General features: G+C 59.5%; 21 protein-coding genes, 1 tRNA gene and 5 pseudogenes. 13 read left to right on the forward strand and 14 right to left on the reverse strand.

The genetic code is table 11. The annotated features are described in order from the left end of the window. The first annotated feature begins 32 nt into the window (after window positions 1–32). The 6 genes from GH657_RS12395 (at window position 33) to nusB (ending at window position 5,656) form a co-directional block, all read left to right on the forward strand. On the forward strand, window positions 33–926 hold the full coding sequence (locus tag GH657_RS12395) for a LysR family transcriptional regulator (protein ID WP_153101165.1): 894 nt from the start codon (window positions 33–35) through the stop codon (window positions 924–926). Window positions 927–1,112: 186 nt separating this feature from the next. After that, window positions 1,113–2,486, forward strand: a complete 1,374-nt coding sequence (locus GH657_RS12400) for an MFS transporter (protein WP_153101167.1) — start codon at window positions 1,113–1,115, stop codon at window positions 2,484–2,486. Between the two features lie 136 nt (window positions 2,487–2,622). After that, window positions 2,623–3,300 (forward strand): aspartate/glutamate racemase family protein, encoded by a 678-nt coding sequence (locus GH657_RS12405; RefSeq protein WP_153101168.1) that lies wholly within the window; start codon window positions 2,623–2,625, stop codon window positions 3,298–3,300. A 171-nt stretch (window positions 3,301–3,471) separates the two neighbouring features. Continuing rightward, on the forward strand, window positions 3,472–4,611 hold the full coding sequence (gene ribBA / locus GH657_RS12410) for a bifunctional 3,4-dihydroxy-2-butanone-4-phosphate synthase/GTP cyclohydrolase II (protein ID WP_153101749.1): 1,140 nt from the start codon (window positions 3,472–3,474) through the stop codon (window positions 4,609–4,611). Between the two features lie 83 nt (window positions 4,612–4,694). Then, complete coding sequence (gene ribH / locus GH657_RS12415; RefSeq protein WP_153101170.1) at window positions 4,695–5,225, forward strand: 6,7-dimethyl-8-ribityllumazine synthase; 531 nt, start codon at window positions 4,695–4,697, stop codon at window positions 5,223–5,225. Further along, on the forward strand, window positions 5,222–5,656 hold the full coding sequence (gene nusB / locus GH657_RS12420; protein WP_153101172.1) for a transcription antitermination factor NusB: 435 nt from the start codon (window positions 5,222–5,224) through the stop codon (window positions 5,654–5,656). The genes ribH and nusB overlap by 4 nt, the downstream gene beginning before the upstream one ends. A gap of 183 nt (window positions 5,657–5,839) precedes the next feature. On the opposite strand, the gene GH657_RS12425 is transcribed toward nusB, so the two are convergent. Beyond that, window positions 5,840–6,976 carry a lytic transglycosylase domain-containing protein gene (locus GH657_RS12425; RefSeq protein ID WP_153101174.1) on the reverse strand — a complete coding sequence of 379 codons (1,137 nt, stop codon included), beginning with the start codon at window positions 6,974–6,976 and terminating at the stop codon, window positions 5,840–5,842. Between the two features lie 613 nt (window positions 6,977–7,589). Between GH657_RS12425 and GH657_RS12430 the strand changes: the two genes are divergently transcribed. Both GH657_RS12430 and GH657_RS12435 read left to right on the forward strand, forming a co-directional pair. Further along, window positions 7,590–9,158: a UbiD family decarboxylase gene (locus GH657_RS12430; RefSeq protein WP_153101176.1), complete on the forward strand. Its 1,569-nt coding sequence runs from the start codon at window positions 7,590–7,592 to the stop codon at window positions 9,156–9,158. 145 nt (window positions 9,159–9,303) lie between these two features. After that, window positions 9,304–9,978, forward strand: coding sequence for a LysE family translocator (locus GH657_RS12435; RefSeq protein WP_153101178.1), 675 nt, complete (start codon window positions 9,304–9,306; stop codon window positions 9,976–9,978). 57 nt (window positions 9,979–10,035) lie between these two features. Here GH657_RS12435 and GH657_RS12440 read toward each other — a convergent pair whose 3' ends face one another. Continuing rightward, complete coding sequence (locus GH657_RS12440; RefSeq protein ID WP_153101179.1) at window positions 10,036–11,001, reverse strand: threo-3-hydroxy-L-aspartate ammonia-lyase; 966 nt, start codon at window positions 10,999–11,001, stop codon at window positions 10,036–10,038. 99 nt (window positions 11,002–11,100) lie between these two features. Beyond that, entirely contained in the window at window positions 11,101–11,412 is a 312-nt protein-coding gene (locus GH657_RS12445; RefSeq protein ID WP_153101181.1) for a hypothetical protein, read from the reverse strand. Between the two features lie 407 nt (window positions 11,413–11,819). Here GH657_RS12445 and GH657_RS12450 point away from each other — a divergent pair, with 407 nt between their 5' ends. From GH657_RS12450 to GH657_RS12465, 4 genes are all read left to right on the forward strand, one after another. Next, entirely contained in the window at window positions 11,820–12,770 is a 951-nt protein-coding gene (locus GH657_RS12450) for a Rossmann-like and DUF2520 domain-containing protein (protein ID WP_153101183.1), read from the forward strand. A gap of 204 nt (window positions 12,771–12,974) precedes the next feature. Continuing rightward, the gene (locus GH657_RS12455; RefSeq protein WP_153101185.1) at window positions 12,975–13,538 is read left to right on the forward strand and encodes a YggT family protein; all 564 of its coding nucleotides are present in this window, start codon (window positions 12,975–12,977) and stop codon (window positions 13,536–13,538) included. A 247-nt stretch (window positions 13,539–13,785) separates the two neighbouring features. Continuing rightward, window positions 13,786–13,859: transfer RNA gene (locus GH657_RS12460), tRNA-Gly, on the forward strand. Between the two features lie 557 nt (window positions 13,860–14,416). After that, window positions 14,417–14,935 (forward strand): Hcp family type VI secretion system effector, encoded by a 519-nt coding sequence (locus GH657_RS12465; protein WP_153101187.1) that lies wholly within the window; start codon window positions 14,417–14,419, stop codon window positions 14,933–14,935. A gap of 327 nt (window positions 14,936–15,262) precedes the next feature. Here GH657_RS12465 and GH657_RS18545 read toward each other — a convergent pair. From GH657_RS18545 to GH657_RS12480, 5 genes and pseudogenes are all read right to left on the reverse strand, one after another. Beyond that, window positions 15,263–15,307: pseudogene (locus GH657_RS18545) on the reverse strand (hypothetical protein); the annotation flags it as partial. Then, on the reverse strand, window positions 15,297–15,536 hold the full coding sequence (locus tag GH657_RS18550) for an integrase core domain-containing protein (RefSeq protein WP_425495744.1): 240 nt from the start codon (window positions 15,534–15,536) through the stop codon (window positions 15,297–15,299). The pseudogene GH657_RS18545 and the gene GH657_RS18550, both read right to left, overlap by 11 nt. 187 nt (window positions 15,537–15,723) lie before the next feature. After that, window positions 15,724–15,984 (reverse strand): annotated as a pseudogene (locus tag GH657_RS18555) (transposase); the annotation flags it as partial. Window positions 15,985–16,144: 160 nt separating this feature from the next. Then, window positions 16,145–17,307 (reverse strand): annotated as a pseudogene (locus GH657_RS12475) (IS3 family transposase). Then, window positions 17,276–17,567: pseudogene (locus tag GH657_RS12480) on the reverse strand (IS3 family transposase); the annotation flags it as partial. The pseudogenes GH657_RS12480 and GH657_RS12475, both read right to left, overlap by 32 nt. Before the next feature lie 45 nt (window positions 17,568–17,612). On the opposite strand from GH657_RS12480, the pseudogene GH657_RS12485 reads away from it, so the two are divergent. After that, window positions 17,613–18,310, forward strand: a pseudogene (locus tag GH657_RS12485) (transposase); the annotation flags it as partial. 39 nt (window positions 18,311–18,349) lie between these two features. On the opposite strand, the gene GH657_RS12490 reads toward GH657_RS12485, so the two are convergent. The 6 genes from GH657_RS12490 to GH657_RS12515 all read right to left on the reverse strand — a co-directional run bounded on the left by GH657_RS12490 (window position 18,350) and on the right by GH657_RS12515 (window position 23,022). Further along, a protein-coding gene (locus GH657_RS12490) for an IS3 family transposase (protein ID WP_153101189.1) occupies window positions 18,350–19,437 on the reverse strand; the annotation gives its coding sequence in 2 pieces (ribosomal slippage) (window positions 18,350–19,188 and window positions 19,188–19,437; 1,089 coding nt in all). A 61-nt stretch (window positions 19,438–19,498) separates the two neighbouring features. Then, on the reverse strand, window positions 19,499–19,771 hold the full coding sequence (locus GH657_RS12495; protein WP_246174067.1) for a hypothetical protein: 273 nt from the start codon (window positions 19,769–19,771) through the stop codon (window positions 19,499–19,501). Window positions 19,772–19,941: 170 nt separating this feature from the next. Continuing rightward, on the reverse strand, window positions 19,942–20,373 hold the full coding sequence (locus tag GH657_RS12500; RefSeq protein WP_125470327.1) for a DUF6756 family protein: 432 nt from the start codon (window positions 20,371–20,373) through the stop codon (window positions 19,942–19,944). A gap of 14 nt (window positions 20,374–20,387) precedes the next feature. Further along, window positions 20,388–22,220, reverse strand: coding sequence for a polymorphic toxin type 47 domain-containing protein (locus tag GH657_RS12505; RefSeq protein WP_153101191.1), 1,833 nt, complete (start codon window positions 22,218–22,220; stop codon window positions 20,388–20,390). Then, window positions 22,211–22,510, reverse strand: a complete 300-nt coding sequence (locus tag GH657_RS12510) for a hypothetical protein (protein WP_153101193.1) — start codon at window positions 22,508–22,510, stop codon at window positions 22,211–22,213. Before GH657_RS12510 ends, GH657_RS12505 begins: the two co-directional genes overlap by 10 nt. Next, window positions 22,510–23,022 carry an RHS repeat protein gene (locus GH657_RS12515; RefSeq protein WP_153101195.1) on the reverse strand — a complete coding sequence of 171 codons (513 nt, stop codon included), beginning with the start codon at window positions 23,020–23,022 and terminating at the stop codon, window positions 22,510–22,512. Before GH657_RS12515 ends, GH657_RS12510 begins: the two co-directional genes overlap by 1 nt. Window positions 23,023–23,069: the final 47 nt, after the last annotated feature.

The following is a 23,069-nucleotide window of genomic DNA, read 5'->3' on the forward strand; positions in this document are numbered from 1 at the left end:
TTTGTCTACTATTCATAACATCAGGTTAAGTAATGCGGCTCAATCTGCGGCAAATCGAAGTCTTTCGCGCCATCATGGTGTCCGGCTCGATCAGTGGTGCCGCCAAGCTGCTGAATGTGTCCCAGCCCGCTGTGTCGCGGCTCATTTCGTACACGGAACAGCGGCTCAGCCTGACGCTGTTCGAACGCATCAAGGGGCGGTTGTATCCCACACCGGAAGCCAGGCGGCTGTTCGAAGAAGTCAACGTGGTGTACCAAAGCGTGCAGCGCGTCAATGAGGTCGCCGAAGACCTGATTCAGCATCGCGCCAGCCACCTGCGTATTGGCTGCAGCCTTAACCTGGGCCAGTCATTGTTGCCGCTGGTCATTGCCGCGTTCGCACGCGACTTTCCGGAGGTACGCGTGAACCTGCATACCACGTCGCCCAATCTGGTGATGCAGGCCCTGCTTACCCAGCAAATCGAATTAGGCGTGGCCTACATGCCCGCGTGCCATCCCAATCTGGGCGCGGAGATGCTGTACGAAAACTGCATCGTGGCCGCGATGCCCGCCGACCATCCTCTGGCCACGCGGGCAAAACTGCACGTGGCGGACCTCGCGGACGAAGCGTTCATTGGCTATAGCAGCGATATCCCCTTCGGTGACCTGAGCCGGCAATTGTTCAATTCGGCCGGACATGCACCCGAACCGCGCGTCGAAGTACAACAGGTTCATGTGGCATGTGCGCTGGTCGAGGCCGGTCTCGGGATTGCCCTGGTCGACGAGCAGACAGTGGCGCATGGCACCTGGCAACGGCTGATAACGCGTCCGCTCGAACAAACCATCAAAGCGCCGGTGCAGGTATTCCACCGTCTTTATGAGCCACTTTCGCGGACTGCACAGGCGTTTGTCGACACGCTTCACGCGTTTCGCAGCCAGCGCTTTTGAGCCCGGCCAGGCATGAGCGTTTAGGTAGGGGATTACGCGAAACTTAACCTCATGTTATGCCGTGGCAACATAAAGTAATGCGACAGACATAGCGGCACCTCCTAGAATCCGCACACATCGCTCGGTCGTGGGGCTGTATGGCCAGCCTCGCGGACTGAAGCCAAAAAGTGAATCCGGAGACCGTCAATGCCCCAATCCATTTCGTCTGCGGACGCAGCCGACAGCCTGCGCCCCGAAACGAAACCTCACGCCACACCCGAACACATCCGGATCCGGGTGAGCCGCCGTGCGGTGGCGGCGGCCTCCATCGGCAATGCGCTGGAGTGGTATGACTTTTCGATCTACGCGTTCTTCGCCATCTATTTCGCCAACAACTTCTTCAATCACGCCGACAACGGCACGCGTCTGCTCGAAGCCTTTCTGGCCTTTGGCCTGGGATACGTGATTCGCCCCGTGGGCGCGCTGGTGCTGGGCAGCTACGGTGACCGCGTCGGCCGCAAGGCGGCCTTGACCATGACGATCTCCATCATGGCGCTGGGCACACTGATCATCGCCGTGGCGCCCACCTATGCCGCCATCGGCATTGGTGCGCCCATCCTGATTGTCTGCGGCCGGTTGTTGCAAGGCTTCTCCGCGGGCGGGGAGGTAGGCGGGGCCGCGGCGTTCCTCGTCGAACATGCGCCGCCCGAGAAGAAGGGCAAGTACGCTTCCTGGCTACAAGCCAGCATGGGGATCACCAATATCCTCGCAGCCCTGGTGGCCACGATCATCGCCGTCAGCTTCACACCGGAGCAAATCAACGATTGGGCCTGGCGCATCCCGTTCCTGCTGGGGCTCTCAATTTTGCCCGTCGGCTTGTGGCTACGCCGGACACTGCATGAAACACCGGCGTTCGAGGCTGAGAAGCGGCGTCAACAGCAACAGCAGAAGGCCGGCACGAAGCGCACGCCGCTGCTGCAGGTGGTACGTGATTACCCGCGCCAACTGCTAGCGGGCGTCGGCCTGTCGATCCTTTGGGTGGTTTCGGTCTATGTGTTGATCATTTTCCTGCCAACCCATGCGCAGCGCGCCTGGCACTTCACCGGACCACAAGCGTTTCGGGCCTCGCTAATCGGCAATTGTCTGCTGGTGGGCGGCTGCGTGTTCGCGGGCGCCTTGTCTGACCGCTTCGGGCGGGCACGCGTACTCAGCGCTGCGGCACTATTACTGCTAGCCAGCGTGTATCCCTTGCTGATGTGGCTCGATGCCGTGCGTACACCGATGGTGCTGATCATCGTGCAATCGCTGTTATGTGTGCTGGTCTCGCTGTTTTCGGGCGTCGCGCCATCGGCGCTGTCGGAAGTGTTTCCAACACACGTGCGGGCCACGGGCATGTCGGTCGCCTACAACACGGCCTCCGCTGTATTCGGCGGCTTCGCTCCAGCCATCCTGACGTGGCTCTACAACAAGACCAGCAGTCCGTTCGCTCCGGCCTGGTATGTGATGGGCGCCGCGCTGATTGGTCTGTTCGCCGTGGGCCACCTCGACAAGCTACGGCCCAGGACGCTCGTGAACGCCTGACCGGCACCGTGCCGTGAGCCGTGGGCCGGGCCCTGAGTCCGGCGCACGCCAGCGCCCTTCTTCGTGCCGCCCTTGCTCTGCCGCGTTCTGCCGCGTTCTGCCGCGCTCTTTACCTGCTTTCCCACCTCGCCCTGCCATGTCCAAACATATCTATGTGATTAACCCCAATTCGCTAACCGTGGTAACAGCGGCCATCGACCAGGCCCTGGTACCCATGCGCTTTCCCGGCGGCCCGCAGATTCATTGCGTGACCTTGGCCGAGGGCCCAGCTGGCATACAAACGCAACGCGATGTCGATGCGGTCACCGCGCCGCTGTGTATCCAGATCGCGCGTAGCGAGCGCGATGCCGAAGAACGCGGCGGCACGGCGAGCGTTTTCGTGATCGCCTGCTTTAGCGACCCGGGCCTGTATTCGGCCCGCGAGAGCACTCGCCAGCCGGTACTGGGCATTGCCGAGTGCGGCGTGCTAACGGCCATGACGCTGGGCCAGAAGTTCGGCGTGGTTTCGATTTTGCCGGCCTCGATCGGCCGCCACTGGCGCTACTTTGCGGCAATGGGCGTGACGGCCCGGTTAGCTGGCGATATCGCCATCGGCCTGAACGTGGCTGAACTGGCCGACCAGCCACGTACGTTTGCTCGCCTGTGTGCGGCAGGTGAACAATTGCGCGATGAGCAAGGCGCCGATGTGCTGGTGCTGGGCTGCGCGGGCATGGCAGCGCACCGGGCCGCCCTGGCCGACCACCTGGGCATGCCGGTGGTCGATCCTACCCAGGCGGCAGTGGCAATGGCGCTAGGGCAAGCAGCATTACGCTAGAGGCGCCAGGCACGCAGGCTGCGTTGCGTTGCGTTGCGTTGACCCATGAAGCATGGCGCATGCTAGCTTGCTACGCCATGCGCCAGAAGACCTATGTCGTCATGCCAGGTCACGGATAAGCTCGCGTGGCGTAAAATGCATCTTTCCCGAATTTGCCGCCATCACGCCATCATGACGCTCGCCTCCACCCTTGAGATCATCGCCGAGCTAAAAGCAGGCCGGATGGTAATTCTTGTTGACGAAGAAGACCGCGAAAACGAGGGAGATCTCGTCATCGCAGCCGATTTCATCACGCCTGAAGCCATCAATTTCATGGCGCGTTATGGCCGCGGCCTAATCTGCCTGACCCTCACGCAAGAGCGCTGCAAACAGCTCAACTTGCCGCTGATGGCCCACCGTAACGGCACCCAGTACGGCACGGCATTCACCGTCAGCATCGAAGCCGCCGAAGGCGTCACCACCGGCATTTCCGCGGCCGACCGCGCCCGCACAATCGCTACCGCTGTTGCACCAGGCGCCTGCGCCGAGCATATCGTGCAACCCGGCCATGTTTTTCCAGTCATGGCGCAACAAGGCGGCGTGCTGGTGCGCGCGGGCCATACCGAGGCCGGGTGCGATTTCACCGCGCTAGCCAACCTCACACCCGCCGCGGTGATCTGCGAAATCATCAAGGACGACGGCACCATGGCCCGTCTGCCTGATCTGCTCGAATTCGCCGCTGAACACCACCTTAAAATCGGCACGATCGCCGATCTGATCCACTACCGCAGCAGCACCGAATCCATCATCGAGCGCGTTGCCGAGCGCACCATGCAAACCGCTCATGGCCCGTTTCACGCGGTGCTGTATCTGGACCGGCCAAATGGCTCGCCGCATATCGCGCTGGTGCGTGGCACACCCACTCCCGACCAGGACACACCAGTACGTGTACATGAGCCGCTCTCGGTGCTCGATTTGCTTGAAGTAAACGTCTCCACGCATTCATGGACGCTCGACGCCGCCATGAAAGAAATCGCCAGACGCGATCTGGGCGTGGTCGTGCTGCTGAACTGCAGCGATTCCAAAGCGCATCTTGTTGAAGTCTTCAAGGCGTTCGACGAACACGACCGGGCTACCACGCTCAAACGCCGCCCCGTCGATTTCAAAACGTATGGCATCGGCGCGCAAATCCTGCGCGAGCTCGGCGTCGGCAAAATGCAAGTGCTCTCTCGCCCGCGCAAGCTCGCCAGCATGTCCGGCTACGGTCTCGAAGTCACGGGCTTCGTGCCGATGCCTGGCGCCCCGGCAACAGCGCCCGCAACACAGACGTAGAGCACACGCGCACACGTCTGGCCGGATACCCCATACGTCCCACACCGGCCTCTCCTCATTCAACCCAACACTACGGACTTCATATGGAAATCGGACAATATCAACCGAATATCGACGGCGACGGCCTGCGCATCGGCATCGTGCAGTCTCGCTTTAACGAACCCGTCTGTAATGGGCTGGCTGATGCCTGTATCGAAGAACTCGAACGCCTTGGCATCATCGGCGAAGACGTGCTGCTGGTCACCGTGCCAGGCGCACTCGAAATCCCTCTGGCATTGCAAAAACTTGCCGAAAGCGGTCAATTCGATGCACTGATCGCGCTAGGCGCTGTGATTCGCGGCGAAACCTATCATTTCGAACTCGTTTCGAATGAAAGCGGAGCAGGTATTACGCGCATCGGGCTCGATTTCGGCGTACCCATCGCCAATGCTGTGCTGACCACCGATACCGATGAGCAAGCCGTCGCCCGCATGACCGAAAAAGGCCGGGATGCTGCACGCGTGGCAGTCGAAATGGCCAACCTCGCCGTCGCGCTCGAGCAACTCGATGGCAACGACGATGATGATGATGATGACGACGACAAGGACGAAGCAGACAGCAAGGACCGGGCATGAAGAGCGCACGCCGACGCTCTCGTGAACTGGCTACCCAGGGGCTTTATCAGTGGCTGCTGTCCGGTTCGGCCAAAGAGGAAATTGACGCACAACTGCGTGGCGCCCAGGGTTTCGACAAGGCGGATCACGCTCATCTGGACGCATTGTTGCAAGGCGTCATCCGCGATGCGGCGACGCTCTCCGCCGATCTGACACCTTGTCTTGACCGGCCGATCGACCAGCTTTCTCCCGTCGAACGTGCAGTATTGCTAGTCGCGGCTTTCGAACTGAAAAATCACATCGATGTTCCGTACCGCGTGGTCATCAACGAAGCCGTTGAACTCACCAAGACTTATGGCGGCTCGGACGGCTACAAGTACGTCAATGGTGTGCTGGACAAGCTCTCCGTCCGGCTGCGTACGGCTGAAACCCAGGCGAGCCGCAAACAGTAAAGACCGCCCGGGGAGATATGGCCTGGTCAACGCCAGGCCATATCTCTTGCCTCTTGCCCCTAAACAGCGGCATTCCCAGAAACGCCAAAGGGCACCCGAGGGTGCCCTTTGTGCTTTGTACTGCATGTTTCCAAATTCCAGCGTTAAACCCAGGTTGTCAGCCCCAGGCCCGTCAGCCGCGCGTCATGCGCCCATGCCCAATCGGGTTCCGCCAGCGCTCGCATTCGTATCATCCTGATCCGCGTTCTTCACGGGTACCTCAACTGCAGCGGCTTTGGGGGCAGTCAGCGGATGGGCGCCTCCGAGCGTCACCTGAACACGCTTCGGCGCCACGCTGGCAGTGGTGATTGTGGCTGTAGCCGCCGTCACGGTGGCGGGCGCCTGTGGCGCATTGACCGGCACCTTGACGCCACGTGCCACATCGCGCAAACGGCCACGCTCAGCCATCACTTTGGCACCATAGCCACCATCGTCTTGCGAGCTCGATCCGACATAAAGACGCAAGCCACCTGGCAGCGAGCCGCCACGGGCGATGCAATCCTTCAGCACCAGCGCGCCTACCCGGATATTCGTCAGCGGCTCAAGCGCTGCGCGCTGGCCACCAAAATACTGAAGCTTGTCCGAATGCACCTTCGACATGACTTGCATCAGCCCCTGGGCACCCACACCGCTCTCCGCGTAGGGATTGAAACCCGATTCGATCGCCATCACGGCCAGCAGCAGCAGAGGATCAAGCCCAACTTCGCGGCCGGTTTCGAAAGCGGCTTTCACCAGTTCGCCAACCGGAGCCTGCGCCACGCGATAACGGCGCGACAGATACGACGCCACCAGTTGCTGCTCGCGGCTAGAGACCAGCACACGATCATCGCGTGCATCGGCCGCCACACGTTGTGCCGGGATCAGCCGCGCCAGCGTACCAACGTTGGGCAGCATGGCCGCAGAACCCAGGCCAGCCGCCCCGCTGCCGTCAAACGCGCCGTCATAACTGGCATTGGCAATACCGCCTGGAGGTACCGTAGCATCGGCTGCGCCCGAAAGCGTATCGTCCACAGCCGGACCAAAGGCACCAAACGCAGGCAGCGGGTGGCCTTGCAATAGCCGGACTGGACCCGCCTGCACTGCCGCCGAGAACATGGGCATCAGCCGCACCGCCAGCGCTCCGCGCCAGGCGGGCATCAGCCACAACAACAGTGCCAGCAACACGGCACAACCACCCACCACGCTAAACAGGTAATGACTCATTCGCGTCCCGCGACGCAGCATCACACGAAAATTTTGCGCGAGCCGTTCATCAGGACGCCACGATAACCAAGTGCTCATTCAGATCTCCCAATCTCATGGTCCGCGAATCTTCTGTCAAATCACAGAACGCTTCTATTCGCAAGATCAAAACGTCGCGCGCTCTGGTCGTAAGCGGCAGCGGCGTCGGGGGAACGGTATTTATACCGTTTGGGGGGGAGCCATCTTGAAGAATCCGGCCACATGCGCTCAGGCACGATTGCGGAAGCTCCCACACGAAAAACCAGCGCAGAGAACACTGGCAAGGAAAAAACCGGACCGTATGATGCCGCGCAGGGAACGGCGGGCGAGTGACGCGTAGCGTCTGGAGAACCGGTAGGCAGTGGCAAAAACGTCAGCCTTACTGCTTAATGTGTGCTTAATGTGCCGCGATTCTAGCAGGGTTTTATAGATCGTCAACACTACAATAATTAAAAGTCATTACTTTTAGTTATCAAAAAAACGGGGGCAGGGACCCCGTCCCCGCACCGCATAAGGTTCAGCCAAATCGCATATCTACCCGCGCAGACACCTCGGACCAACAGGTAAAATCCACCATCCGTTGACCATCGCGGATGTTTTTTATCTTGTCTTGCGCGTCATTTTGTATGACTTTTTGTATGCCCTTTTCCGCCCTCGTGGATATCCCGATTCGATGAAATACAAAGACTTGCGTGACTTCAGCAGCCGCCTCGAAACCTTGGGAGAGCTGCGCCGTATTTCCCAGCCGGTATCGCCCATTCTGGAAATGACAGAAGTGTGCGACCGCGTGCTGCGCGCTGGCGGCCCCGCGCTACTTTTCGAAGCTCGTCAGGAACATGCGTTTGCCGTGCTCGGCAACCTGTTCGGCACACCTCGGCGGGTCGCGCTGGGCATGGGCATCGACGCCGGGGCCAACGAGGGAGACAGCGCTGCGCTGGAATCGTTGCGTGACGTCGGGCGTCTGCTCTCCGCGCTGAAAGAACCTGAACCGCCCAAAGGGCTGAAAGATGCGGGCAAGCTGTTTTCGTTGGCTAAAGCGGTCTGGGACATGGCTCCGAAAACAGTTAGCGCACCGCCATGCCAGGAGATCGTGTGGGAAGGCCATGACGTCGATCTGACCCGGCTTCCGATCCAGACCTGCTGGCCTGGCGATGTCGCGCCACTCATCACCTGGGGGCTGACCGTCACACGTGGCCCGAACAAGACACGCCAAAATCTGGGGATCTATCGTCAGCAGCTCATAGGCCGCAACAAGCTGATCATGCGCTGGCTGGCGCACCGGGGCGGCGCGCTCGACTTCCGCGAATTCGCGCAGCAAAACCCCGGCAAGCCCTATCCGGTCGCGGTGGTGCTAGGCGCCGATCCCGCCACGATCCTTGGGGCCGTCACCCCAGTGCCAGACACGCTCTCCGAATATCAGTTCGCCGGCTTGCTACGCGGCGGCCGCACCGAACTGGCACGCTGCCTGACACCCGGTGCCGATACGCTGCAAGTGCCGGCACGCGCCGAGATCGTGCTCGAAGGTTTTATCTATCCTCAAAGCGGCACCCCCGAGGCAGCGCCGGCGAACGCGCCGCCTCGCCCCGTGAAAGGCGCAAGCGCCGCCTATGAGCACGCGCTTGAAGGTCCCTACGGTGATCACACCGGCTACTACAACGAGCAGGAATGGTTTCCCGTCTTCACGGTCGAGCGCATCACGATGCGGCGCGATGCCATCTATCACTCCACCTATACGGGCAAACCACCCGACGAACCCGCCGTGCTGGGCGTTGCGCTCAACGAAGTGTTCGTTCCGCTGTTGCAAAAGCAGTTCAGCGAAATCACCGATTTCTATCTGCCACCCGAAGGCTGCAGCTATCGCATGGCGATCGTGCAGATAAAGAAAAGCTATCCGGGCCATGCCAAACGGGTGATGTTCGGTGTCTGGAGCTTTTTGCGGCAGTTCATGTATACGAAGTTCATCGTCGTCGTCGATGAAGACGTCAATATCCGCGACTGGAAAGAAGTAATCTGGGCCATCACCACCCGCATCGATCCCGCGCGCGACACCGTGCTCGTTGAACGCACGCCTATCGACTATCTCGACTTTGCCTCACCTGTTGCAGGCCTCGGCTCGAAGATGGGGCTCGATGCCACCAACAAATGGCCCGGCGAGACCGATCGGGAATGGGGCCGCCCAATTGTCATGGATGCGGCAGTCAAAGCACGCGTCGACCAGCTTTGGGGTGAACTGGGCCTCTGAATTTTAAATATATCTGGCGGACTGTAACCGGGCCCTTCGTCGGGCCCTTCGTCTGGCCCGCCACTCCGCTTTTAGCGCGAGCGCCACCGCTACGGCCGCGTCCCTCCATCAAGCAGTCAAACCATCAAATGGACTCGCCACGCAGATGCACGCTTTATCCGTGTTTTCGAATGGGTTTTTTCTCTCGCTATCGTTGTGCCTGGATATTGGCATCGTCAACGTCGCGTTAATCTCGCTGACGCTCTCGCACGGTTTTCGGCCCGGGTTTTGGCTTGGGTTAGGCTCGTGTTTCGGTGATCTGGTCTACGCCGGGCTCGCCCTGGTGGGCATGGCGGCGCTACTGCAGTTCGCCTCGGTACGCTGGGTCGTGTGGCTGGGCGGTTCGGCTATTTTGCTGTTTTTGACGTGGAAAATGGCGCGCGAAGCGCTCTACCCCGCATCCGCCCCGCCCGTCGAAGGCGAAGCCAACCAGACTCCGCCATTGAGCCCCGCACGCAACTTCGTGCGCGGCATGTTGCTCGCCGTATCATCGCCGACGGCGATTCTGTGGTTTGCAGCGGTTGGCGGCGCGCTGATCGCCAAAGCAGGCGCCACCACGCTGGTCACAGCGCCGGTTTTTCTCACGGGATTTTTTCTTGGCGGGCTCAGCTGGACGCTCTTTTTATGCACGCTTGCCAGCCACGGGCGCAAACGCGCGGGCACCGGCTTGCTGCGGGCGTGCCATGCATTCTCTGCGTTGCTGTTTGCGTACTTTGCGTACAGCGTGATCGTCCATGGCTACCTGGATCTGATCGTCAATGCCGTACAACCCGCAAGCTGATTTGCGCTCGCGCCCGGCCATGCTCAATCAAACTCCATCAAACTCAATCGCACTCAATCACGCAAGAAATGCGCCGAAGCGCGCCAGATCAACATTGCCGCCGCTCACCAGCACGCCGACGCGCTTGCCCTGCACCGGAACCAGGCCATTGAATAACGCCGCCGCACCCAGACAACCCGTGGGCTCGACCACCATTTTCATGCGCTGTGCGAAAAAGCGCATCGTCTCAACCAGTTGCACGTCGCTGACCGTCACAATCTGCTCAACCAGACGCTGAATCAACGCAAACGTATACCGTCCCAGATGCGTTGAGGCAGCACCATCCGCGATGGTATGCGGGGTCTCGATGTGAACGATCTCGCCACGCGCCAGCGATTGCTGGCCATCGTTGCCTGCTTCCGGCTCGACACCGATCACCCGGCATTCGGGGCTGAGCGCGGCCGCTGCGAGCGCGCTACCCGCAATCAAACCACCCCCGCCCAGACAGACGAACAGCAAATCAAGTGGCCCCAGTTCATCAAATAATTCTCTGGCGGCCGTGCCTTGCCCCGCGATGACATGAGGATGGTCATAGGGCGGAATCAGCGTCATGCCACGGGTTCGTGCGAGATGCTCGCCAATTGCCTCGCGGTCTTCGGTATAACGGTCGTAGAACACCACCTCGCCGCCATATTCTTGCGTCGCAGCGACTTTGGCGGCAGGCGCGTCACGCGGCATGATGATCGTCGCGTGAATGCCTGCTAGTTGCGCCGATAGCGCGATCGCCTGCGCATGATTACCCGACGAATAGGTCAGCACTCCCGCCGCCCGCTGGGTTGCATCGAACTGCGCGAGCGCGTTATACGCTCCGCGAAACTTGAACGCGCCCATGCGCTGAAAATTCTCGCATTTAAAAAAAACGGTGGCACCCGTGCGGGCATCGGCCGTGCGGGAAGTCAGGATGGGAGTGCGATGCGCAACGCGCTCCAGGCGTGCGGAGGCCGCGCGGATATCGTCGAATGTGGGAGCAGGAAGGACGGACATCGGTGGCAGACTCCAGAGCGGGGATCACGCATTCTCCCAGCTTCAGTTACGCCTGAACATACCACTGGGACGCCACCCGCTCTTTGCCAAGACGTCGTTTCAGCGACGGTAATAGTCGCGGCGGTAATACCCGTGACCGTAATAACCGTGGCTGTAATAGTCATGAGCGTAATAGCCGCGCCGCCAGTACGGGCGGCCATAGCCATAATAACCACCGACTACGACGGGAGGCGGCGCATAGACAACCGGCGGAGGCGGGGCGTAATACACCCGCGGCGGTGGAGCATAGACTGGGTAAGCGGGTGCAAATGGCAAGCCAATCCCGATATCAAGGGATACATGGGCCTGCGCCGTGCTGACAAGGCTTGCGCCAAGCATCGAGGCAACGAAATACGGGACGAGCTTTCTCACTTCAATTCTCCTGGCAGCCCAGCCATCGGGCTGAACTGCATAATGGGTGTTTTTCCATAGTCAAATGTATCGGAAATCATAGATATGTCGACGCGAAAATTTGTTGCAAATTGCAAACGCATGACTCACTGGAAGTGTCACTTCATGCCTCAAACCCTTTCTCCCCCGTGACATCAAAAGCTAGCAAACCATATCGCCCCCTTGGAACACTAGCCAGGTAATCCTCCGCCATCAAGCCTATATCGCCAGAACACAGACGTATCCTGGGGCTATCCGGGTAATTTTTCATTACATAATCGCGCGCTGCAACCCCACGGCGCAAGGCACGGAACAACGTCCTTAAACGAATAGGCGACGTGCCAGCCGAAATGCAGCGCCCTCTCCTTGATACATCAACGTTTATCAATATGTCCGAACTCACGCGGCCCCGACTCGGTTTCATTGGCGCAGGCCGGGTCGCACATTGCCTCGCGCCCGCATTTGCCCGCGCAGGCTATCCAGTCACCGCCATCGCCAGCCGCACTTATGAAAACGCAGCCCGTCTCGCCAGCCAGATCAAACAGTGCGCGGCCTATGCCCAACCGCAGCAGGTCGTCGATGCCGCGGACCTCGTTTTTCTCACCACGCCCGACGCCCAGATTGGCCCAACCGCCGACACCCTACGTTTCTACGGCTTGGGCCCGCATGGGCGGCGCGCCCAGGCGCTAGTGCATTGCAGCGGCGCCTCGCCCGTCAGCCTGCTCGACACCGCCCGTCATCAAGGTGCGGCCACCGGCGGCTTTCATCCACTCTATCTATTCGGCGGCAGCAGCGCCGATGTCGAACGTATCGCCGGATGCTCCGTTACGCTCGAAGCGCACGGCGTGCTAAAAGAAACGCTGATCGCCCTGACCACCGCACTGGGTTGTTACCCGCTCTCCATTCCACCGGGCGAGCGCATGCTGTATCACGCCGCCGCCCACTACGCTGCGAGTTTCGCCCTCTGTGGCCTCGCGGAATGCATCCACCTGTGGCGCACCCTCGGATTCAGCCAGAGCGATGCTTTGCGCGCGCTCTTGCCCATGCTTGCGGGCACACTCGAAACCGCCCGCGATCAAGGATTGGCTCATGCGCTAGCCGGGCCGGTGTCGCGGGGCGACGCCGAGGTCGTGCAGGCACAGCTGGCTTTGCTGGAGCAACGCGGCGGCGATCACGCTGCGCTCTATGGCCTGCTGAGCCGCCGCGCCGTCGAACTCGCCCGCGAACGAGCCGTGCCGCCCGTCGCCATCGACGTCATTGCGCAGATCGTCGAAACATCACTTGACCGCTCACTCGCTCAAGCGCGCGATATTGTCCCTGCAGGTACAAGCGACAAGTAAGCCGTGATAATGTGACGCCGCACGCAGCCCGTTACCACTCAAGATCGTGGCTTAGCCGTAGCAGCAACCCGCAAGTTCTTTTCCTTGACACGATCAGTTGTAGTTGCTGTGTAGTGGGATATGGGATAGCGCGAGGGGATAGCGCGAGATCGTGTCTCATCAATGGACTGGTTCCGGATATTTTTCTGAAAGAAAGGACACGAGATGTTCGGCGAAATCGCCCATTTTTTGCTTAATACGGTTTTCACCCTGTTTGGCGCGGCGCTCTTGCTGCGTGCATGGCTACAAGTCGTGCGCATGCCGCCCTACAACCCCGTGACAAGCACCGTGCTGCAAGTCACGAACTGGCTTGTGCTGCCGCTGCGGCGTGCTATTCCCGGCACCCGGGGCATCGACTGGGCGACGATTGTCGCCGCGCTGCTGACCGCATTCATTTATGGTCTGGCGATGGTCGCCGTTACCGGCATGGATCCATTTGGCCAGTTGCCAATGCTACTCATCATCGCGTTTTTGACCGTGATCCGATGGGCGCTGAATCTGGTCATCTGGCTGACTATCCTGATGGCGTTGCTATCGTGGCTCAATCCGCGCTCGCCCGCGATGCCGATTCTTTACCAGTTGACGGCACCCTTGCTCAATCCGCTGCGACGCGTGCTACCGCAACTCGGCGGAATCGACCTGTCGCCAATTGTGCTCTTTGTCATCGTGCAGGTACTGCTCATGGTGGTCGCACGAGCGGGTATGTCGATAGCAAGTTTTGGCATTTAGGGAAGTGGCGAATGGGTGAGGCCGACGATATCAAAACAGGATGTCTGGCCTCACGGTATGGCTAACTGTTCGAAAATCGGGTGTGAAGGCATCTACGTTACATATTGATATTGACGGGCCCATGCTGTTTTATGTGTCCCACCGATCTCACCGGCCCCGGTTTGCTCGAAGAGTTCAAACATTTTTCTCCTTGCACACACCACCCGCTCCCCCAACGCATCGAAACCCCTGTAAAATAGAGGGCTACGCGGGCGTCGTATAATGGTAATACCCTAGCTTCCCAAGCTAGAGCCGTGGGTTCGATTCCCATCGCCCGCTCCAGTACCCCACCATTCCATCGTATTCCCGTGACTTCTGTATCCGGTTGAATCCATCCGCAGTACTAAAGCTGCTGGTAAACCTGACGATGTCCGTGACACCCTCGGCCTGTGCCTGCGTGTCAGCCGCAAAGAGGGCTGGGCATTTCGGCTACTAATTACTAATGGGCGGATAAGCAAAGGCCTATCTCACCCGCTGGCAACCATGCCTGCTGCGCCCACGCTCAATACGCGCCTTGCGCAGAGGTTCTCGCATGCCAAAGCGGGCCATTAATGGCCCGCCGGGTCAAAAATGACTCGCTTTTTAATTCTTCATTTTCAATGACTTAAAAATATTCAGGCCATTAATGGCCCGAATCCAGCTGAAGAAAAGCATTTTCGCGCGGGTCAACCGTATGCGGCATAGCGCCTTCAATCAGAAAATATCGATAAGTCCATGTTTTTATTGAGAATAATCAGCTCTCAAGAAAATATGGCACAACGTTTGCTTTAAGACCCTTTGTCATCACCGATGGCACGCAGCCCTCCGGGCTCCACGTCAACGATACAAGGAAGCAAGCCATGCCAACTCCCGCCTATATCAGCATCCAGGGCAAGACCCAAGGCAACATCACCCAAGGCGCCTTTACCGCCGACTCCGTGGGCAACGTCTTCGTCGAAGGCCACGAAGACCAGATCCTCGTCCAGGAAATCGAGCACCTCATCGCCACGCCCACCGATCCGCAGAGCGGCCAGCCTTCCGGCCAGCGCGTACACAAGCCGTTCACCTTCACCGCCTCGCTGAACAAGGCGACCCCGTTGCTATACCAGGCCCTGGCCTCCGGTGAAATGCTCCCCGAAGTGGAAGTGAAGTGGTACCGCACCTCCACCGAAGGCAAGCAGGAGCATTTCTTCACCACCAAGCTCGAAGATGCCACCATCGTCAACATCAATACCCAACTGCCCCACGCGCAAGACCTGAGCAAGGCCGAGTACACCCAGCTCATCAAGGTCGCCATGGCCTACCGCAAGATCACCTGGACTCACGCCATTGCCGGCACCGAAGCCTCCGACGACTGGCGCAAGCCGCAGGAATCCTGAGCCCCCGACACATCGGGTGACCGGCGCAGCGCGCTGGTCATGCCTGCCACGACGTGATCGTGGCCGACATGACATGTGCCCGGCGAGTAACCAGCGCGAAGCAGAGAAGCTGGTCTGCTCATCACTGCCAGCCGCCCCAAGGTCGAGTTCCCCGACCCGCGGCTGCCAAGCCGACCGCCTGGCGGGAGTCTTACCACCAATGAACGGCTTGAGCACCACTGACCCGCTCCCGGTTTTAGTCCGGACACAGTTAGAGATTAAAAACTGCTGGGTTGTTTCATGCGCCCGTGTGAACTGCCTGGGCGTCAGATAGCCGAGCGAGCTGTGGGGCCGCTCTGTGTTGTACCCAATTCGGCACGATTCAAGATTCAATCAAGCTCCTCGCATGACGCATGGAGATAAACCCGTGCTCGTTAAGGCATTCATCCCGAAAGCGCCCGTTGAAACTCTCGATGCAGACATTCTCTACCGGCTTTCCCGGCCGGATGAACGACAGCGCTACACCCACTTCGTAAGCCCATGCATCCAGCACCTTGCCGGCAAACTCCGGACCGTTGTCGGCTTCGATGGCCGGACATTCCCGGGTGTAGTCATCGAGCACGTTCAGACATCGAATGCGCCGTCATTGCCATCATCCGGCCAGTCAGTACCTGGTCATCGCCCGTTCGACGCGACTCGTAGCGAAACAGCGAACGCGAAATCCCAACCAGCCCGCAAGCTCGGGTGACACCCATTGCGCATTCAGTCATCAGGATTCGGACCGCCTCGCATTAGACTTGCTGACTTGCTACTTTTCTCGACTGAAGGTCCTTCAGGGAGCAATTGTCGAGCATCGACTCGGCCAGTAGCCGCTTCAGCTTGCTGTTCTCCTGCTCCAGTTCTTTCAGGCGCTGTGCGTCCGAAACAGTCATGCCGCCGAACTTCGCCTTCCAGTTGTAGTACGTGGCTTCCGAAATGCCGTACTTGCGGTACAGCTCTGTCGGCTTCAGGCCAGCTTCGGCTTCCTTCAAAACGCCAATGATTTGTTCTTCGTTGAATCGCTTCTTCATTGCCGTTCCTCTCCGGAACGGACTTTACACTGTCACCGTACCAAACGCGGGGAGCAGGTCACCTGAAGGCCGTGCTGGTGATCTGTATCCCGTATCTGTATCCCGTTCGTGCCGATGTTCAGCACCCTGGACCTCAAGGCCGTGGTGATGGTTGTAGTGGTCAACTGATTCCGGACACCTGGTTAAGTTTTTCTTCCGCGACCGCCGGTGCAACACCGGCATTGAACTGATGCGGTCGAATCCAGTTGTATCGCTGCATCAAATAGAAGCTGATGTCTCGCTGGGCATCCGAGGATGTCGAGTAACCGGTGCTGGGTACCCATTCTGTTTTCAGGCTGCGAAACAACCGCTCCGTAGGCGCGTTATCCCAACAATTTCCGCGCCGACTCATGCTTTGTTGAATCCTGTAGCGCCATAGCCGCTGACGGAACTTCCTGCTGGCGTATTGCCCACCCTGATCGGAGTGAAAGAGCAAATTCGATGGGCGTCCGCGCTGCTCAAAGGCCATATCCAGCGCTCGCACAACCAAGTCGGCATCAGGGCGCGCCGAAAATGCCCAGCCGACAATACGGCGCGTGAACAGGTCCAATACGACCGCCAAATAGTGCCACTGGCCCTGCGCCCACACATAGGTGATGTCGCCACACCAAACCTGGTTTTGCCCCGCGACATCGAACTGCCTGTTCAACACATTCGGAATATCAACACGCTCGATCGTAGCCCGGTTATAGGCATGGCCACCGGGCTGCTTGCAAATCAGTCCGAGCTCATCCATGAGCCGACAGACCTTAAAGCGGCCAATCGTGGAACCGCGCTCGCGCATCATTTCCATAATGCTGCGGCTACCGGCGGAACTGCGGCTCTCGATGAACAGCTCGTGCACGCGACTACGCAAAGCCATACGCTGCGAATCAACACGCTCGCGCCGCTGCCGATACGCGTAATAGCAAGAACGCGGCACGTCGAACAGAGCACACAGCAAGGCGACGGATTCATTGCCGCCGATCTGATCGATTATTTCGTACGTTCGATCCCTTCCGACATGAGCAGCGCAGTAGCTTTTTTTAAAATGCTCTTCTCCCGCTCGAGTCGCTCGACCCGCGCCTCAAGCTCTTGAATCCGTTATTGCTCCAGTGTCATCGCCGGGCTCTGTGGCGTGACGCCACGCCGCTCGTCATGCAGTTGCTGGACCCAGCGACGCAGGACCGATTCCGCGATGCCCACGGAACGACTCGCATCCGCGTGATTGTAGTTCTGGTCAAGAACCAGGGACGCAGCACTGCGCTTGAAATCAGGAGAAAACGATCGACGTTGCTTGCTCATCAGACACCTCGTTATGGCGAGCATTCTCGCCTAAATTGGTGTCCGGCTTCATTAGGCCACTACAGGCTACCCATTCCAGGGAGGCGAACTCGACGGATTCCCTTGTTTTCCAAGGCGCTCGCCGGTGAATCAGTTCCGTTTTGTATAGACCATTGATCGTTTCCGCCAGAGCATTGTCATAGCTGTCGCCGCGGCTGCCGGCCGATGGCTCTGCCCGCTTCGGCAAGTCGCTCGGTGTACCGAATAGAAACATACTGGGCGGATTCAACCGGTCGTCGCAACACCTTTAACGGAGGAGGTGTTGCATGGTGCGAAGTGCAAAGGAGGTATATCGGTTGACAGGGCGAGCAGCAATATACTCGCCGGGCGCACCCTCACTTGGACCTGAGATCGAGCGTCGATTTTGGCAACAGATTGCGACCGGCATCACAAGCGAGAAAGCCGCGGAGGCGGTCGACGCATCTCAAGCGGTGGGCTCGCGCTGGTTCCGCTATCGTGGCTGAATGCCACTATTCATGTCGAAACCTATCGCAGGTCGATACTTGTCGTTCACTGAGCGAGAAGAGATTGCATTGCTTTCTGCACAGGGTCTCGGCGTGCGCGAGATCGCCCGGCGGATCGCACGGAGTCCATCAACTGTGTCACGAGAGCTTACGCGCAACGCGGCGACACGTAGTGGATGCCTCGAGTATCGGGCTTCGGTCGCGCAGTGGAAGGCCGAACGGTTCGCTAACAGACCAAAGCCGGCGAAGCTGGCGACTAATTCGCGGCTGCGTCAATATGTACAGGAGCGCTTGGAGGGCAGCGTACACGACGCCGATGGTCGAGAAATTGCCGGGCCCAGCCAGGGCCGTTCAAGGGGCGAAATAAACCACATCGCGGTGACCGAAAGTGGGTCAACGGCTGGTCACCGGAACAAATCGCTAATCGCTTGCAGGTAGATTTCCCGAATGATGAATCTATGCGCCTCTCTCACGAAGCGATCTATCAAGCGCTTTATATCGGTAATGCCCCCGTTTTCCAAGGCAGGCAGAAGTAGAAACTAAGCGGCCATGGCCAGCCGCTGCTTCGGGGTAAAACCGCCCAATGCCCTATTCGGGCGCTCGTGATTGTAAGTCCACATCCAGTCGGCCGCCGCTTCGCGCACCTGCTCCAAGTCTTCCCACAGATACTGCGACAGCCATTCGTATCGCGCACTCCGGTTGAACCGCTCGATATACGCGTTCTGCTGCGGCTTGCCCGGCTGGATGTATTCCAGCCGGATGCCTTGCCTTTGCGTCCACGTCACGATAGCCGCGCTCAGATATTCCGGACCGTTGTCGCACCGGATAACCTTCGGCTTGCCTCGCCATTCCAGATGCTGCTTCAGCGTGCGAATCACCCGCTCCGATAGCAACGAGAAATCCACCTCGATGCCCAGCGCCTCCCGGTTGAAATCATCAATTACGTTTAGCGTCCGGATACTGCGCCCGTCCGCCAGTTGGTCATGCATGAAGTCCATCGACCACACTTCATTGATGGCCTGCGGCACCGACAGCGGCTGTGGCGTCTCCCGCACCAGGCGCTTCTTCGGCTTGATACGCAGGTTCAGTTCCAGCTCGCGGTAAATCCGGTAAATGCGCTTGTGGTTCCAGCCAAATCCCTTCACGTTGCGCAGGTAGAAGTAGCACAGCAGAAAGCCCCAGTTGCGATGGCAGCCCGTGATACGCAGCAGCCAGTCGCCAATCTCTTCGTTCTCCGTGTTCAACTTCGCCTCGTACCGGTAGCACGACTCGCTGATGCCGAACACCGCGCACGCCACACGAATCGACACGCGGCGCTGTTGCACAACCTGCTTTGCCATCTCGCGCCGACGAGATGGCTTCAGAACTTTTTTTGCAGTGCTTCCGAGGCAATCTCCGCCTTGAGCTTCTCCTCGATGTACATCTTGCGAAGCCGGGCATTCTCCGCCTCCAGCTCCTTTATGCGCGACATCATCGACGCGTCCATGCCACCGTACTTCGAGCGCCATTTATAAAACGTTGCCGAACTGATGCACAGTTCCCGGCACAACTCCGGTACAGCCAGTCCAGCCTCCGCGCGCTTCAGCGCCTCCAGTATCTGGCTGTCCGTGAATCTCGACTTCTTCATCTGCAGAACTCCCTCTTAACGAGAAAATTCTACTTCTACAGACGGTGGATTTGTGGGGGCATTACCGTACCGTGCGTGTGCGATTGCCGAGCGCATCGTATTCGTGCCGCGTAACTGTCAGGTAGTCCAGGCCGAAATCGGCACCGACGCGCTGCTCTTCAGCCACGAGGTTGCCCGCCTCGTCGTAATGCAGTCGCACACGGCTTTTCCCGGTCTCAGCCGTCACGAGGCGTCCGCGCGCATCGTAATGGAAATGCTCGGCGACCTTGCGCACCCCCGAGTCTTTTGCGCCCTGCACCGTGCGTTCTGTCAGGCGTCCGAGCGGATCACGCACGTACTGCGTCTCGATGTCGCCCTCGCGCGAACCGATGAGCTGGCCCGCCCCGTTCCATGTGTAATGCGCCGTGCTGCCGTCGAAATTCGTCTGCGCGACAAGCTGGCCGAGCGCGTCGTAACGGAACTCCGTTTAGAAGAACCGAGGGCCGCATTTGCGGCCCTTCGTTCTTATTGATGTCCTGCGTTAGTCACAAACAACAAGTCTCCATGGTCATTTTCCGCGAGCAACCATGAGAAGTCTGGTGAGACGACGTAATACTCGAAGTACCGGCATTCTTTGACAATTTCAGCAATCGCATGGATTGGAACATCAAAGATAAATTTCTCCTCATTGCTTTCATCCACTACGAACCACACATTTCTTGCCGACGGAGGAGCCACTTCAACAAGACGCAAATATGCGCTGTCATCCTCGCATTGCAATACAGAAGGCTTTGCCTTAAAGCTTGTCCACCAAGCACGCGGATTTCCAACAACAAACGCCTCTTGAATTTTTCCCAGCAACACCGTTCTATTGCTTGGCTGCTGATCACTCAACCCGCATTTCTTCAGCGCTGCGGATAGCTCAATCTTGAAATCGTCAGCATCTAGTTTTTCCATTATCAGATGCCCCATCAAAGTTTCTGGTCTGGCCTATGAGGATGTTGCATCCCCTCATAAGTAATGTTGCCTCGCTGGCATCCGCACCCCCGTTTTCCGGCAGACTGCCATCCAACATGGGGTTTGTCGTGACCTTGCGCTGAGTTCATATCTGCGTGGGGCGCGTCATAAGCAACCTTGGCTCCGCCTGTCCCCTTGAATTCAACAACGGTGCCTGTAACAGGATCCATTTTTGAGAACGATACGTTCTCGGGATTAGTCATTCCCGCACGTTCAAAAGCTTCTCGTCTAGCGGTATCAAAGTCCGGCGCATTGGAAACCGTAGCTAACCCAAGCGGATCAACCCAGCTAACCGGATTGGGCGCATATTGATATAGATTTATACCTCCTCTATATCCGATAGGATCCTTGCCAACAAACCTCCCCACCTCCGGATCGTAATACCGGTAGCGGTTGTAATGCAGCCCGGTTTCATGGTCATGGTACTGCCCCTGGAACCTGACCGGTGTGCGCAGTTCAGCACGTCCCTCTGACGCTTTCCGTATCGCCTCCTTCGCCACACCCCACGCGCGGTATTCCGCCGCCCACGCAATCTCGCTCCGTTCATCGGTCAGCTCCTGCGGCGTACCCAGGTGATCGCACTGGTACCACGCCAGGCTGTCAACGGACGGCGGCGCTGGCGGCGGGCTCCACAGCGGGTCCTCGTCCTGCCGGTAGTAGTCGCCGTACACCGGTTCATCGAGCAGCGCGATCGCCTCCTCACGCACCGCCTGCGCCACCGGCACAAAGCGGCCCGGCTCGTACACGTAGTGCGTGGTGCGCGCGCCCAGACCATCTTCGTCAGCAATCCGGCTCTCCCACGCCAGCGTGTCGCCATCCCAGCCGTACAGCGTGAAGCCGCACTGCAGTTCGCGGTTGCGCTTCACGCGCTCACTGCGGTTCCAGTGCGGCCCCGCCTCGCGGCGCGCCTGGTAGTGCGCCTGGCTGTGCTTCGAGAGTCTGCGGCCCAGCGCATCGTAGGTGTAGCTGACTTCGAGACGCCCGTCCCCGGCGTGCGTGAGCCGGTCGAACAGGTCCCAGGTGTAGCGGCAGGCCTCGCCGTTGCGCCAGCGCTGGGTCAGGTTGCCTCGCGCGTCGTACTGGTAGTGCGTGCCCGCGTACTGTTTGAGCAGGTTGTCCAGCGCCTTCGGCCGTGGCAGGTGCTCGCGGTCGGTCTCGCGTTGCGCTTGCGGGTCGACCAGGTTGCTGGCTGGATCGAAGGCGAAGGTCTCGTGGCCCAGCCGGCTCTGCGCTTCCAGCAGGCGGCCCACCGGGTCGTAGCGGTACGCCAGCTGGCCGCGGCGCGTGTCGTTGATGTCCGTGAGCTGGCCGCTGGCGTCGTAGCGGTAGCGGCGCACCAGCAGCCGCTCGCCGCCTGGCGTCTGTCCGGGCGGGCCCTGTTTGCCTGGTTGCGCCTCGCGCGCCAGCACCTGCCCGCTCAGGCGCCCCAGCGCATCCCACTGCTGCGTCTGCAGCAGGCGGTTGCCCTGCAGGCGCGCGACCTCGCGGTGCAGGTCGTCGCGCTCATAGCTGGCCAGTTCGTGCCCGTCCAGCTGCAGCGCCAGCAGGTGGCCGCTGCCATAGGTCAGCCAGCTCACCCGGTGCCCGTCCGGACGCAGCGTGGCGATGCGCTGGTTCAGCACGTCGTACTCGTGCTGCCACACCGCCACCAGCGGCCTGCCCAGCTGGCGGTCGCGTTCGAAATCCACCACCGTCAGGCCGTCGTGCATCAGGCCATGCACGTGGCCTGCGCCGTAAGTCAGCCAGTCGAGCCGATGACCATCAGGGCATACGCTCGCTACCCGCACATCCAGCCCGTTGTATTCATGCCGCCAGACGAAGGTGTGTGCTTTCTGGTCGATCCATATATCAGCGTCTCACGCTCAAGGTTGCCCACCGGATCGTAAAACCGCTGCACCCGTGAACGCCCATTGACCGTATGCAGCAGGCGGCCCAGACCGTCGTATGCAAACGACTCGCTCTCTACCTTCACCCCGTCCTGCGGTTGCAGGAACACCCGGCCCCCGTCATTGAACTGCGCCTTCCAGCCCCGACGACATTTGAGCCGCTCCATCGCATCGTACTCAAGGGCCTGCATCACATCGCCTTCGAGCTGGTGAGCCGTCCGGCCGCGTCATATCCGAACGTGTATTCGCTGCTGTTCTCGTTGCGCAGGCCCACGATCTGGCCCAGCCGATTCCAGATATAGGACAGCGCATCGCCCTGCGCATTAGTACGCGATAAAACTAGGCCCGCCGCGTTGTACCGGTAATGTGTCTGCCGGCTCAGGGCGTCGGTGTGCATCAGCAACCGTCCCTCGGCATCGCGTTCGAACGCTTCACGGGTCTTGTCAGGCCGCACGAGCGTCAACAACTGCCCCGCCTCGTATTCATAACGCGTGGCTTCACCCGCCGCGTTCCGCATCGCCGTGAGCCCGCCGCGCCCGTCATATGTCCACGTCGTGGTCTTGTCCGAGCAGTCGGTGTAGCGCTCGATCTGGTCATCAGGTCGCCACGCAAGCTGCCTTTTACTGCCCTCCGGATCCGTGATCTCCACTGGCAGCCCGGCATCGTTAAAGGCGTACTTCGTCATGCACCCGAGCGGGTCCATCGCCTCCGTCCAAGAGTAGATGTTCGGTATATACAAGGAAGCATTGC

Origin of the sequence: Paraburkholderia hayleyella (genome assembly GCF_009455685.1) — a bacterium.
In the GTDB taxonomy this organism is placed as follows: domain Bacteria; phylum Pseudomonadota; class Gammaproteobacteria; order Burkholderiales; family Burkholderiaceae; genus Paraburkholderia; species Paraburkholderia hayleyella.